The following is a 12,079-nucleotide window of genomic DNA, read 5'->3' as shown; positions in this document are numbered from 1 at the left end:
GAACGGTTACCGGGCCGAGGAGAAGGAGTACCGATGACGACGGAGACGGAACTGAACGCCGAGCTGGGTGTGGCGTCCACCGACGCCCCGTTCCGCCGGGTGTGTTCCCTGACCGAGCTCGCCGCCGACGAACCGGGTGACGGGCGCTATCGCGGCGTCATCGAGGATATCTGGACGATCGGTCCGAAGGTGCACGGCGGGACCATGGTCGCCGGTTCGGCGGCCGCCGCGAGTCGCTGGCTGCGCACCGTGGAGCCGGAGCGCGCGAGCATGGCCCCGCTGTCGGGGAGCACCGATTTCCTCGGCGCCCCGGAGCCGGGCGAGGTGCTCTACGACGTGACGGTGCGCAAGGTGGGCCGCCAGATCTGCCTGGTGGACGTGACATTGGTGCAGCGCGGCCGCCCGCTGGTCCGTACCGCGTTCACCTTCGGCCACCTGGACAGCCCGGAGCGGCCGTCTCTCTACAGCCCGCAGCACACCGATCTGCCGGTGGAGCCGACCGCCGATGCCATCGGCTACGAGGTGGGCTCATCGATGGGCCGGATAGTGCACGTGGCCCGGGGGATGGATGCCTTCCTCGACCGGGAGTGGGCGCGGTTCATCGACAACGCGCACGGCGAGCCCCGGTTGCGGATGTGGCTGCGCCCGCGCCCCGCGGATCAGGCCGATCCGGAGGTCGCGTCCTATATCGCGATGATGGCGGCCGATATGTGCCCGCCGGTCCCCACCAACCTCGGTTATTTCGGTTGGTCCCCGACCGTGCAGATGACGACCTATCTCCGGCGCCGGCCCGCGCCGGGCTGGTTACGGATCGTCGCCACCACCCACGAGGTCGGCGGCGGGATATTCGATTCCGACCAGATCGTGGTCGACTCCACGGGCGCCCTGGTCGCGCAGAGCCGCCAGCTGGCCCTGCTCCCTTCCCCGAAGCGCTGACCTCGCGGCGGCGGCACCGGCCGGGGGCTCTGGTGGCAGGTCGCGGACCTGTGTGATCCGGTGACCGGGGCAATGGGGCCCCCGGGGCCCGCTGCCGAGTGGCTGCCAAGAACAATGGCGCCCATGACACGAATTGCGGTGATCGGTGGCGGCCGGATCGGGGAGGCCCTCATTGCCGGCCTGCTGGAGGCCGGACGGGCGGTCAAGGACTTGGTGGTGGTCGAAACGCACACCGACCGGGCCGAACTGCTCGCCGACCGGTTCGGGGTGCGGGTGACCGACGCGGTCGACGATGCCGCGGTGGGTGCCGATCTGCTGGTGGTCGCGGTGAAACCGGGCGATGTGGACGCCGTGCTCACCGAACTCGGCAAGGCGGACCTGGGCGGCGACCGTGATCAGATCCTGGTGTCGCTCGCGGCCGGGGTGCCGACGGTGCGGCTGGAGGCCAAACTACCCGCGGGATTCCCCGTGGTGCGGGTCATGCCGAACACGCCCATGCTGGTCGGTGAGGGGATGAGCGTGCTGGCCGGCGGTCGCTACGCCAAGGCCGAGCAGTTGGAACTGGTCACCGAACTGCTGAGTTCGGTGGGGCAGGTGTGCGTGGTCGCCGAATCGCAGATGGACGCGGTGACCGCGGTATCGGGCTCCGGACCGGCTTATTTCTTCCTGGTCGTCGAGGCGATGGTCGAGGCGGGTGTCGGCCTGGGCCTGACCCGCGATGTCGCGGCGCAGCTGGTCACCCAGACCATGCTCGGTTCGGCGGCCATGCTCGCGGAGTCGGGGCAGAGCGCGGTCGATCTGCGCGCGGCGGTCACGTCTCCGGCCGGGACCACCGCCGCGGCGGTGCGCGAACTCGAACGCGCGGGTCTGCGCTCGGCGTTCCAGGAGGCCCTGCACGCGGCCAAACAGCGTTCCGCCGAACAGGGCGCGACCCCGGAATGACCTCCTGCCCCCCAGCGTATGAACCTGATTTCTCACTCCCGTCGCAGTAATCCCACTGGTCCCGCTAAGCTTCAAGGAGCACGTGCGTGTCTGTTCCGCTGGTGGGGAAGCCGGCGGCGCGGACGTGCCGGAGGTCAGTGGTGCGATGATGTCTTCGAACAAGATGTCCGCTAACAGCGGCGGTGGTTCGTCGCCAGGACAATCAATACTCGGTGGTGGTACGCAATTCCTCACCGTCGCCGAGGTGGCGAGTTTGATGAGAGTTTCCAAGATGACGGTGTACCGGCTGGTGCACTCGGGAGAGCTACCGGCGGTTCGTGTCGGGAGATCCTTCCGGGTCCACGCCAAGGCGGTGCACGATTATCTGGAGACGTCCTATTTCGATGCCGGGTGAAGGCGGTTACCGGCTCGCGGAAGCGGGCCGGTAACATCAACCCTCGCTGTGTTGGATCGGTGGCGCGCTGCCTCCCTGTCGTGGAGGCGCGGGACCGCCGCCTCCAGGGCTGAGATTCAGCCGCGAGCAACCGGGCATACGACCGGACAGTTGACGTAAGCGAGCGCGAGACGCGCCGAGGAGAGAACGCGAGGACACCCTATGGGTTCTGTGATCAAGAAGCGCCGCAAGCGCATGTCGAAGAAGAAGCATCGGAAGCTGCTTCGTCGGACCCGCGTACAGCGGCGCAAACTCGGCAAGTAAGCGCAACCGCGCAACGTCCTCGGCGGAACCCGCTACCATTCGGTAGCGGGTTTCGTCGCGTTTCCATCAACTGAAATCGGGGTTAGGTCCCCGTTAAGAAGCCGGTGGTGACTGCGCCGGTCGTTAGGCTGGTAATCGGAACTATTGAGCGGGGGCTCGATGCTCGAGGTGGAACGGTCCGGTGCAGGTGGACACTGAAGCGAACGGCAGCTACAAGCCCAAGGTCGTACTGGTGACCGGCGCCAGTCGATTCTTCGGCGGCAATGTCGTGTGCCGGCTCGTGTCCGACCCCGAGATCGAGCGGGTTGTCGCGGTCGACGTACTCACCCCTGCGCCGCCGCTGCGCCGCCGGATGGGGCACGCCGAATTCGTGCGTGCCGATATCCGGAACCCGCTGATCCGTAAGGTCGTCGAGCGTTACCAAGTCGATACCGTGGTGCACACCGCGGTGCTGTCGCAACCGCCCTCGGGCGGCGGGCGGGCCGCGATGAAGGATATGAACGTCCTCGGGGCGATGCAGTTGTTCGCCGTCTGCCAGAAATCGCCGACCGTGCGCCGGGTGGTGTCGCGTTCCAGTTCCGGGGTATACGGGGGCAGTGCCAAGGATCCCACGCAATTCACGGAGGAGATGAGCGCCCGCAGGCCGCCGTCGGGCTGGTTCGCCCGGGACATGATCGAGATCGAGGGCTTTGCCCGCGGTCTTGCCCGGCGCCGTCCCGATATCACCGTGCTCACCCTGCGGCTGGCGCCCATCGTCGGACCCGGTCTGGGCGCCCGGGCGGGACAGCTGCTCTGCTTGCCGATCACTCCGACCGTACTCGGCCGGGACGCGCGTATGCAGTTCCTCCACGAGGAGGATGCGGTGGCCGCCTTGGTCCACGCCGTCCGGCACGGCCCGGGCGGCACGTTCAATGTGGCCGGTGACGGTGTCCTCGCACTTTCTCAGGCTGTCCGTCGTTCCGGACGGGTCGCGATGCCGGTACCCTGGTCGGTGTTCCGCACCGTGGGCCGGACCCTCATGAGTCCGGTGATGCGTGATTTCAGTTCCGAACAGCTCGATTACTTTCTTTTCGGTTGTGGTCTGGACACGACGCGTATGCGCGGCGAACTCGGGTTCGAACCGCGCTGGACGACGGTACAGGCGTTCGACGACTTCACCGGGGGCGCAGCGTCGCGGCCCGTGGTCGATCCAGCGTGGATCGACGCCGCAGAAAACAAACTGCTCGGCCTCATCAGGGCCGGTACGGGAGCCCATACATGAACGACGTCGCCAAAGTCATCAGACTGCAGGACCTCGCTACCGTGCCGCGGCCACGGCCCGCGGCACGTACCTGGACCGGTCCTGCCGACCGGTCGGTGACCTCGCTGACCGACCGTCTCACCCCGCCCCCACCCGCCGCCGCGCGCTCGCTCTCCGAGCTGATGCGCGACGCCCTCGGCAGGCAGATCGGGCGTACCGCCGAATTCGCCCGGCGCCGGCTCACCGGCGACTACCAGGTCGACGAATTCGGGTTCGACGAGCATCTACTCGAATCGGTACTGCTGCCGGCCCTGCGCCCGCTGGCCGACAACTGGTTCCGGGTCCAGACCAGTGGCATGGAGAACGTGCCCGAGGTCGGTGGCGCCCTGATCGTGGCCAACCACGCCGGCACGGTCCCGATCGACGGGCTCATGCTGCAACTCGCGGTACACGACCATCACCCCAAGCAGCGCGCGCTGCGCCTGCTGGCCGCCGATCTGGTCTTCGAGATGCCGATGCTGGGCACCCTGGCCCGTAAGGCCGGTCACACCCTGGCCTGCCGCCCCGACGCCGAACGGCTGCTGGGCGCCGGGGAACTCACCGGTGTGTTCCCCGAGGGTTTCAAGGGCGTCGGGAAGAAGTACGCCGATCGGTACAAGCTGCAGCGATTCGGCCGCGGCGGGTTCGTCGCCGCGGCGGTGCGCGCCGGAGTGCCGATCATCCCCTGCTCGATCGTGGGCTCCGAGGAGATCTATCCGAAAATCGCCGATATCAAGCCGCTGGCCCGGCTACTCGGCCTCCCCTACTTCCCGGTGACCCCCACGTTCCCGCATCTGGGCCCGCTGGGCGCGGTCCCGCTTCCCTCGAAGTGGTATATCGAGTTCGGTACCCCGATCAGCACCGCCGAGTACCAGGCCGAGGACGCCGACGACCCGATGCTCATGTTCGAGGTCACCGACCAGGTCCGCGAGACGATCCAGCAGACCCTCTACAAATTGCTGGTCAGACGCCGCAACGCTTTTATGGGATGAGTCGACGGTCGGGGGCGGCTTCTCCGCATCGTGGTCGGCCCGGGGCGCCGCGGTGTGGGGGAGCCGTCAGTGGGCGCCTTTGCGGCGGGTGACCGCGGCGGCGACCGCCCCGCCCGCGGCACCCAGGGCCAGGGCCGTGGGCACGCCGATCTTGGCGGCTTTGCGGCCGGTGCGGAAATCGCGGATCTCCCAGCCACGCGCCTTGGCGACCTCACGGAGATCGGAATCCGGGTTGATCGCGACCGCGGTGCCGGTGAGCGACAGCATGGGTACATCGTTGTGGCTGTCGGAGTAGGCGGTGCAGCGTTTGAGGTTGAGACCCTCGCGGATGGCCAGGGCCCGGACGGCGTGCGCTTTACCGAGGCCGTGCAGAATATCGCCGACCAAGCGGCCGGTGAACTTCCCGTCGACGCTTTCGGCCACCGTGCCCAGGGCCCCGGTCAGGCCGAGACGTTTGGCGATCACCTGCGCGAGTTCCACCGGGGTGGCGGTCACCAGCCACACCTGCTGCCCGGCGTCGAGATGCATCTGTGCCAGCGCGCGGGTGCCGGGCCAGATCTTGTCGGCGATGATCTCGTCGTAGATTTCCTCACCGAGCGCGGCGAGTTCGGCGGTGGACCGCCCGGCGATGAATTCCAGCGCCTTCTCTTTGCCGGTGGCCATATCGGTGCTGCTCTCTTTGCCGGTGATCCGGAACTTCACCTGCTTCCACGCGATATCGACCAGGTCGGCGCTGCGAAAATATTTGCGCGCGGCCAGTCCTCGGGCGAAATGCACGATCGAGGCGCCCTGCACCATGGTGTTGTCCACGTCGAAAAAAGCCGCCGCCGTGAGGTCGCGCGGGACCTCGGGCGGGGCGCCGACGGCGGCCCGCTCGGCATCCTGCAAGGCCAGTGCGGCGTCCGCGCTGGCCTCACCGGCGACATTGGCGCGGACCTCCTCTTCGCTGGGCCCGAACGGGCTGCGCGAAATGCGCGCCAGCTGCTCGGACAGGCCCTGTCCGAGCGGGCCCAGATTCCAGCGGACCGGAAGTTCCCCGAACCGGCCCGCGATGAATCCGGATTTCCCCACCTTCGATCGTTCCGGCACCAGTACCTCCGCCTGTTCGCGCGAATCATGTCCACACTAATGGGTACCGCCGGGCGGAGCCCATCCACAGGCCGCGCACGGCCGGACCGAATGCCGAGGTACGCCCGACCGGATGCCGGCCCGGAAGCACGGCAGCCCGCCGCGTCCGGCCGGTGGGCGGGTTGAATAACGGTCATGACGAACTCCACGACGCATGAGGTGACCCTGCTGACCCGCGCGGGGTGCGGGATGTGCGAGCGGGCCCTGGAACAGCTGCGGGCGATCTGCGCGGAATTCGGTATCGAGGTCGGCAGCGTGGATGTGGACGCGATCGCCGGCACCGACCCCGGACTGCGGGCCGAATACGGTGACCGGCTGCCGGTGGTGCTGCTCGACGGTCGGGAACACAGCTATTTCGACGTGGACGAGAACCGGTTGCGGGCCGATCTGAATCGTTGACGGTGTCCGAATTCCGGCCGGGGATCGTACAAGGTCGGCTCGCGACACAAAATGAGGCGAATTTCACCGACTTTGTGCATGGGTTCACAAGCAGTTACGGTGGGGGCACGCGAACCGCAGGCCGGGGCGAGTATCCGGCCGCCGGTAGCAGGTGAATCAACCCATATCCGACCCCGTCATCGGCGCATGGACCGCTACGGAGGTCGCCGAGCACCCGGGACGTTTCGGCCCGGACGAGGAGCCAGGACGTGACAGAGCACCATGAGACGCGCGACGTCTCCGGCGATGCTCCCAACGTCACCACCCGCACACTGCAGAAGGGCATCCCCCAGGCTACGGTGGCGCGGCTGGCCACCTACCTCCGGGTGCTCGCCCTGCTGACCGATGAGGGTGTGGCCATCGTATCCAGTGAGGAACTGGCTGTCGCGGCGGGTGTCAATTCGGCCAAACTGCGCAAGGACCTGTCGTTCCTGGGCCCCAACGGTGTTCGTGGCGTGGGCTACGACGTGGCGCGGCTGCGGGCCCGGATCGAAGATGTGCTCGGGCTGTCCGGGGGACACCGGGTGGTGTTGGTCGGCGCGGGCAATCTCGGTCGCGCGCTGGTCGGCTATCGCGGGTTCCGGCGCCGCGGCTTCGCGGTGGTCGGGGTCTTCGACAACGATCCCGAGGTGATCGGCCGCGATGTCGAGGGCCTGCGGGTCCGCGACGCGGCCGGGCTCACCGACGGTATCGCGGTACTGCGCCCGACCATCGCGGTGATCGCGGTGCCCGACGACGCCGCCCAGCAGGTGTGCGACGAACTGGTCGCCGCCGGGGTGCAGTCCATCCTGAGTTTCGCGCTGTGCCCGCTGACCGCGCCGCCGGGCGTCGAGTTACGTCGGGTCGATCTGGCCCTGGAGATGCAGATGCTCTCGTTCGAACGGGTCCGCAACGCCGACCCGGAGGAGCCCGTCACCGGCCGGGGCGACGGCGTGAACACCGCGGATGTGGCGGAGAACGCGTCCGGAGCGGCAAACGATCCCACCCCGGGCGGCGTTGGAAACGGTAGTGCCGTGCCGTCCGCCCACCCACTGAACGGCTCCGGCCGGATCGCTCGCCGGATGCCCGCGCATTCGACGCCGGGCTCCGCCGGGCTGTCCCACTGTGCGGCGCAGGCCGCCCAGACGACCTCGCATACGGCAACGGAGCCAACCAGCAAGGGATCGGTGGTCACACCATGAGCGTTCTTCTCGTCGGGATCTCACATCGCAGCGCGCCCGTGGCGATGTTGGAGAAGGTGGCGATCACCGATGCCGATCGGCCCAAGCTGATCGACCGCATGCTGGCCTCCAGTCATATCTCCGAAGCCATGATCGTCTCCACCTGCAACCGGGTGGAGATCTACGCGGTGGTCGACGCTTTCCACGGTGGACTCGCCGACGTCGGCGAACTGCTGACCGCCCACTCCGGGCTGCCGATGCCGGAACTGACCCGGCACGCCTACGTGCGCTACAGCGAGGCCGCCGCCGAGCATCTGTTCGCGGTGGCCAGCGGGCTGGATTCGATGGTGGTCGGCGAACAACAGGTGCTCGGCCAGATCCGCAGCGCCTACACCACCGCCGACGCCCAGCAGGCCGTCGGCCGGACGCTGCACGAACTCTCCCAGCAGGCGCTGCGCGTCGGTAAGCGGGTGCATTCGGAAACCGGTATCGACCGGGCCGGCGCCTCGGTGGTGTCGGTGGCCCTGGATCGGGCGACCACGGTCCTGGGACCGCTGGCCGGCCGTACGGCCGCGGTGATCGGCGCCGGCGCCATGGGCGGCCTGTCGGTCGCGCATCTGGCCCGCGCCGGGATCGGGCGGATCCTGGTGGTCAATCGCACCATCGAACGCGCGGAGCGGCTGGCCGCGACCGCGGAATCGCACGGCGTGGCGGCGCAGGCCTATGAACTGTCCCGGCTCGCCAACGCGCTGTCGGTGGCCGATGTGGTGGTCACCTGTACCGGTGCGGTGGGGTCGGTGGTCACCCTGGCCGACGCGCACAACGCGCTGTCGGACCCCGGGCGCGGCCCGGGCCGCCCGATGGTGTTCTGCGATCTGGGCCTACCCCGTGATGTGGAGCACGCGGTGGCGGGGCTGCCGGGTGTGACGGTGATCGATATCGAGACCCTGCAGCACGACCCGGCCGCCGGTGCCGCGGCCGGCGATACCGCCGCCGCCCGCGCCATCGTCGCCGAGGAACTGGCCAAATACCTGGCCGGACAGCGTATGGCCGAGGTGACGCCGACCGTCGCCGCGCTGCGTCAGCGCGCCGCCGAGGTGGTGGAGGCCGAACTGCTGCGATTGGATTCGCGGCTGCCGCGGCTGGCCGACCCCGAACGTGACGAGGTGGCGCGCACCGTGCGGCGGGTGGTGGACAAACTGCTGCACGCACCGACGGTGCGGGTCAAGCAACTGGCCAGCACCCCCGGCGGCGACAGTTACGCCGAAGCGCTGCGCGAACTGTTCGAACTCACACCCGGATCGGCCCAGGCGGTCGCTGCGCCCATGGAGATCAGCCGAGCCGAACACAACGGTGCCGGCTGGATGGGCCTGGACGGCGAAGTCGCCCTGGCCGACGATTTCACACCCGGCGGCCACGACGAGGAACAGGAGCAGTCGACATGACAATCCTGCAGGGCTCGGATGCCGCCGCGGTCGCGGGCGCCGGCGGGCCCGGAGCGGCCCGGCGCCCGTGGCGGATCGGTACCCGTGGCAGTCTGCTCGCCCGGACCCAGGCCGGCGATGTGCGGGACGCGCTGATCGCGGCCGGGCAGCCGGCGGAACTGGTGATCGTGGAGACACCGGGTGATCTGTCCGCCGATCCGGTCCAGGAGATCGGAGTCGGCGTGTTCACCAGTGCGCTGCGCGCCGAACTCGCCGCCGCGACGATCGATATCGCGGTGCACTCGTACAAGGATCTGCCCACCGCCGGCGACGACCGCTTCGCGCTCGCCGCGGTGCCGCCGCGCCAGGATCCGCGCGACGCGCTGGTCGCCCGCGACGGCCTGGTGCTGGGCGAGTTGCCGCCGGGCGCGGTGGTCGGCACGTCCGCCCCGCGCCGGGTGGCACAGCTGCTGGCCCTGGGTCTGGGTCTGGAAATCCGGCCGCTACGCGGCAATCTCGACACCCGGTTGCGTCAGGTCGCCCAAGGGGAACTGGACGCCGTCGTGGTCGCCCGCGCCGGGTTGGCCCGGATCGGCCGACTGGACGCCGTCACCGAGGCGCTGGAGCCCGTGCAGATGCTGCCGGCGCCCGCGCAGGGCGCGCTGGCTGTCGAATGCCGGGCCGCCGATACAGACCTGATCGAGCTGCTCACCGTCCTCGACGACGCCGCCACCAGAACGGCCGTCACCGCGGAACGGGCGTTGCTCGCCGAACTCGAGGCGGGCTGCACCGCGCCCGTCGGAGCGATCGCCGAAATCGTCGAATCTCTGGACGACGACGGGCGCATCGTTGAGGAACTCTCGCTGCGGGGCTGTGCCGCCGCGGTCGACGGTTCCGATGTGATACGGGCCTCGACGGTGGGTGCACCGGCCGAGGCCGCCGAACTCGGTCGCGCACTGGCCCGCGAACTGCTGGAGCTTGGTGCCCGCGAGCTACTCGCCGCCGAACCCGGCACTGCGGAACCGGATCTCGCGAGAGCCGGGAACGACACCACCCCCGCGGGAACGCACACCGCCGCAGCGCAATCGAGCACCGCTGCCGCGGGAACGAGCACCGCCACGGACTTCACCGAACCCAGTCCAATGGAGAACAACCGATGAGTCGAGCCAGCAAGAAGCATCCGGGGCGGATCCTGTTCGTCGGATCGGGCCCGGGGGACCCGGCATTGCTGACCACCCGATCGCGCGAAGTGCTGTGCCGGGCCACCCTCGCGTTCACCGATCCCGATGTGGATGCCGGGGTGCTCGCCCTGATCGGCACCGAGGTCGAACCGGAACCCGACGGGGAGCGCTCGGTCGATGTCCGGCCCGCCCTCGGTGAACCCGCCGAGGTCGCCAAAACGCTGATCGCCGAGGCCAAAGCCGGCCACGACGTGGTGCGGGTGGTCTCCGGCGACCCGCTCACCACCGACGCGGTGATCGCCGAGGTCACCACGGTCACCCGCTCGCATATCGTCTTCGAGGTGTTGCCCGGGCTGCCCTCGGGCTCGGCGGTACCCAGCTACGCCGGTATCGCGCTGGGCTCCGGCCACACCGAGGCCGATGTGCGCGGCGAAGTCGACTGGCCCGCCCTGGCCGCCGCGCCCGGACCGCTGGTGTTGCACGCGACCTCCGGCCATCTGGCCGAAACCGCGAGCGCGCTGGTGGAACACGGTATGGCCCCGCAGACCCCGGTCGCGGTCACCGTCCGCGGCACCACCCGACAGCAGCGCACCATCGAAGCCACCCTGGCCACCTTGAACAGCGCCGCCTCCGAACTGGTCGGCCCGCTGGTGGTCACCATCGGCAAGGCGGTCGCGCAGCGGTCGAAGATGTCGTGGTGGGAGTCGCGCGCGCTGTACGGCTGGACCGTGCTCGTGCCGCGGACCAAGGACCAGGCCGGCGAGATGAGCGAACGGCTGGTCACCCACGGCGCCATCCCCAAGGAAGTGCCGACCATCGCGGTGGAACCGCCGCGCAGCCCCGCCCAGATGGAACGCGCCGTCAAGGGACTGGTGGACGGTCGCTACCAGTGGGTGGTCTTCACCTCCACCAACGCTGTCCGCGCGGTCTGGGAGAAATTCGCCGAATTCGGTCTCGACGCCCGCGCGTTCTCGGGTGTGAAGATCGCCTGCGTCGGCGAGGCCACCGCGGAGAAGGTGCGCTCGTTCGGTATCAACCCGGAACTGCTGCCCAGCGGTGAACAGTCCTCCCTCGGCCTGCTCGCCGACTTCCCGCCCTACGACGACGTCTTCGACCCGGTGAACCGGGTCCTGCTGCCGCGCGCCGATATCGCCACCGAGACCCTGGCCGAAGGCCTGCGCGAACGCGGCTGGGAAATCGACGACGTGACCGCCTACCGCACCGTGCGGGCTTCCCCGCCGCCCGCGGAGACCCGCGAGATGATCAAAACCGGCGGCTTCGACGCGGTCCTGTTCACCTCGAGCTCCACGGTCCGCAACCTCGTCGGTATCGCCGGAAAGCCGCACGCCCGAACCATCGTGGCCTGCATCGGCCCGAAAACCGCCGAGACCGCGGTGGAGTTCGGCCTGCGCGTCGACGTGCAACCGGAGGTCGCCCAGGTGGGCCCGCTGGTGGAAGCTCTCGCCGAACACGCGGCGCGGCTGCGGGCCGAAGGGCTCCTCCCGCCCCCGCGCAAGAAGAGCCGCCGCAGCCGCTGATCGGCGGTGTTCATTCGCGGCGCCTGCGGCGCCGCGGGGTCAAGGTCCCCTCGGTCCCGCCGTGCAGGCGTCGGACCTCGCGCTTCGCGCATGCGAGGTGCGGCCAGCCGTCCATGGACTGCGACCATCCAGCACCTTCGGCCGAGGACGGGACGGACCTCGCCCCTTCCAGAACCTCGCTGAACTCGGCACCAGAAGGGCCCCACAGTTGCTGAAGGCGATCAGCCCCCACGCCGCCCGGGCGGTCGAGTCGGCATCCGATCCGACAATCGAATGCCGACGCAACCCCATGCGTCGAGTCTTACGAGACACCTCCAAGGGTTGAGGCCCGTCTCGCCGTTTCGGCCTCGAAAGCGCCGCGCGA

Annotated in this window: 12 protein-coding genes; 11 read left to right on the top strand and 1 reads right to left on the bottom strand. The window is 69.2% G+C overall.

Translation table 11 applies throughout. The annotated features are described in order from the left end of the window. Positions 1–33: 33 nt before the first annotated feature. The 6 genes from ABZV91_RS25545 (at position 34) to ABZV91_RS25520 (ending at position 4,846) form a co-directional block, all read left to right on the top strand. A complete protein-coding gene (locus ABZV91_RS25545; RefSeq protein WP_355246544.1) occupies positions 34–936 on the top strand; it encodes a thioesterase family protein in 903 nt (300 codons plus the stop codon). Positions 937–1,059: 123 nt separating this feature from the next. Continuing rightward, the gene (gene proC / locus ABZV91_RS25540) at positions 1,060–1,878 is read left to right on the top strand and encodes a pyrroline-5-carboxylate reductase (protein WP_355246541.1); all 819 of its coding nucleotides are present in this window, start codon (positions 1,060–1,062) and stop codon (positions 1,876–1,878) included. A 163-nt stretch (positions 1,879–2,041) separates the two neighbouring features. After that, positions 2,042–2,272, top strand: a complete 231-nt coding sequence (locus ABZV91_RS25535) for a helix-turn-helix domain-containing protein (RefSeq protein WP_355246538.1) — start codon at positions 2,042–2,044, stop codon at positions 2,270–2,272. Between the two features lie 201 nt (positions 2,273–2,473). Continuing rightward, entirely contained in the window at positions 2,474–2,575 is a 102-nt protein-coding gene (locus ABZV91_RS25530) for an AURKAIP1/COX24 domain-containing protein (RefSeq protein ID WP_003402602.1), read from the top strand. Between the two features lie 187 nt (positions 2,576–2,762). Next, entirely contained in the window at positions 2,763–3,836 is a 1,074-nt protein-coding gene (locus tag ABZV91_RS25525; protein WP_355246535.1) for an NAD-dependent epimerase/dehydratase family protein, read from the top strand. Then, positions 3,833–4,846 carry a lysophospholipid acyltransferase family protein gene (locus tag ABZV91_RS25520; RefSeq protein WP_355246532.1) on the top strand — a complete coding sequence of 338 codons (1,014 nt, stop codon included), beginning with the start codon at positions 3,833–3,835 and terminating at the stop codon, positions 4,844–4,846. Before ABZV91_RS25525 ends, ABZV91_RS25520 begins: the two co-directional genes overlap by 4 nt. Before the next feature lie 66 nt (positions 4,847–4,912). Here ABZV91_RS25520 and ABZV91_RS25515 read toward each other — a convergent pair whose 3' ends face one another. Then, positions 4,913–5,860, bottom strand: coding sequence for an HAD-IB family hydrolase (locus tag ABZV91_RS25515; protein WP_355246625.1), 948 nt, complete (start codon positions 5,858–5,860; stop codon positions 4,913–4,915). Between the two features lie 249 nt (positions 5,861–6,109). Between ABZV91_RS25515 and ABZV91_RS25510 the strand changes: the two genes are divergently transcribed. The 5 genes from ABZV91_RS25510 (at position 6,110) to ABZV91_RS25490 (ending at position 11,715) form a co-directional block, all read left to right on the top strand. Next, complete coding sequence (locus ABZV91_RS25510; protein WP_355246529.1) at positions 6,110–6,373, top strand: glutaredoxin family protein; 264 nt, start codon at positions 6,110–6,112, stop codon at positions 6,371–6,373. A 248-nt stretch (positions 6,374–6,621) separates the two neighbouring features. After that, positions 6,622–7,593, top strand: a complete 972-nt coding sequence (locus tag ABZV91_RS25505) for a redox-sensing transcriptional repressor Rex (protein WP_355246526.1) — start codon at positions 6,622–6,624, stop codon at positions 7,591–7,593. Then, positions 7,590–9,017 carry a glutamyl-tRNA reductase gene (locus ABZV91_RS25500; RefSeq protein ID WP_355246523.1) on the top strand — a complete coding sequence of 476 codons (1,428 nt, stop codon included), beginning with the start codon at positions 7,590–7,592 and terminating at the stop codon, positions 9,015–9,017. Before ABZV91_RS25505 ends, ABZV91_RS25500 begins: the two co-directional genes overlap by 4 nt. Continuing rightward, on the top strand, positions 9,014–10,156 hold the full coding sequence (gene hemC, locus ABZV91_RS25495) for a hydroxymethylbilane synthase (protein WP_355246520.1): 1,143 nt from the start codon (positions 9,014–9,016) through the stop codon (positions 10,154–10,156). Before ABZV91_RS25500 ends, hemC begins: the two co-directional genes overlap by 4 nt. Next, positions 10,153–11,715 carry a bifunctional uroporphyrinogen-III C-methyltransferase/uroporphyrinogen-III synthase gene (locus tag ABZV91_RS25490; protein WP_039826942.1) on the top strand — a complete coding sequence of 521 codons (1,563 nt, stop codon included), beginning with the start codon at positions 10,153–10,155 and terminating at the stop codon, positions 11,713–11,715. Before hemC ends, ABZV91_RS25490 begins: the two co-directional genes overlap by 4 nt. Positions 11,716–12,079: the final 364 nt, after the last annotated feature.

Origin of the sequence: Nocardia sp. NPDC004568, from assembly GCF_040609955.1 — a bacterium.
Classification (GTDB): domain Bacteria; phylum Actinomycetota; class Actinomycetes; order Mycobacteriales; family Mycobacteriaceae; genus Nocardia.
This window is presented reverse-complemented; position numbering and strand designations above follow the sequence as displayed.

Excerpts from the sequence above, each read along its gene's own strand:
- ABZV91_RS25545 (WP_355246544.1), top strand. The coding sequence starts at position 34 with ATGACGACGGAGACGGAACTGAACGCCGAGCTGGGTGTGGCGTCCACC.
- proC (WP_355246541.1), top strand. The coding sequence starts at position 1,060 with ATGACACGAATTGCGGTGATCGGTGGCGGCCGGATCGGGGAGGCCCTC.
- ABZV91_RS25535 (WP_355246538.1), top strand. The coding sequence starts at position 2,042 with ATGTCCGCTAACAGCGGCGGTGGTTCGTCGCCAGGACAATCAATACTC.
- ABZV91_RS25530 (WP_003402602.1), top strand. The coding sequence starts at position 2,474 with ATGGGTTCTGTGATCAAGAAGCGCCGCAAGCGCATGTCGAAGAAGAAG.
- ABZV91_RS25520 (WP_355246532.1), top strand. The coding sequence starts at position 3,833 with ATGAACGACGTCGCCAAAGTCATCAGACTGCAGGACCTCGCTACCGTG.
- ABZV91_RS25510 (WP_355246529.1), top strand. The coding sequence starts at position 6,110 with ATGACGAACTCCACGACGCATGAGGTGACCCTGCTGACCCGCGCGGGG.
- ABZV91_RS25500 (WP_355246523.1), top strand. The coding sequence starts at position 7,590 with ATGAGCGTTCTTCTCGTCGGGATCTCACATCGCAGCGCGCCCGTGGCG.
- hemC (WP_355246520.1), top strand. The coding sequence starts at position 9,014 with ATGACAATCCTGCAGGGCTCGGATGCCGCCGCGGTCGCGGGCGCCGGC.
- ABZV91_RS25490 (WP_039826942.1), top strand. The coding sequence starts at position 10,153 with ATGAGTCGAGCCAGCAAGAAGCATCCGGGGCGGATCCTGTTCGTCGGA.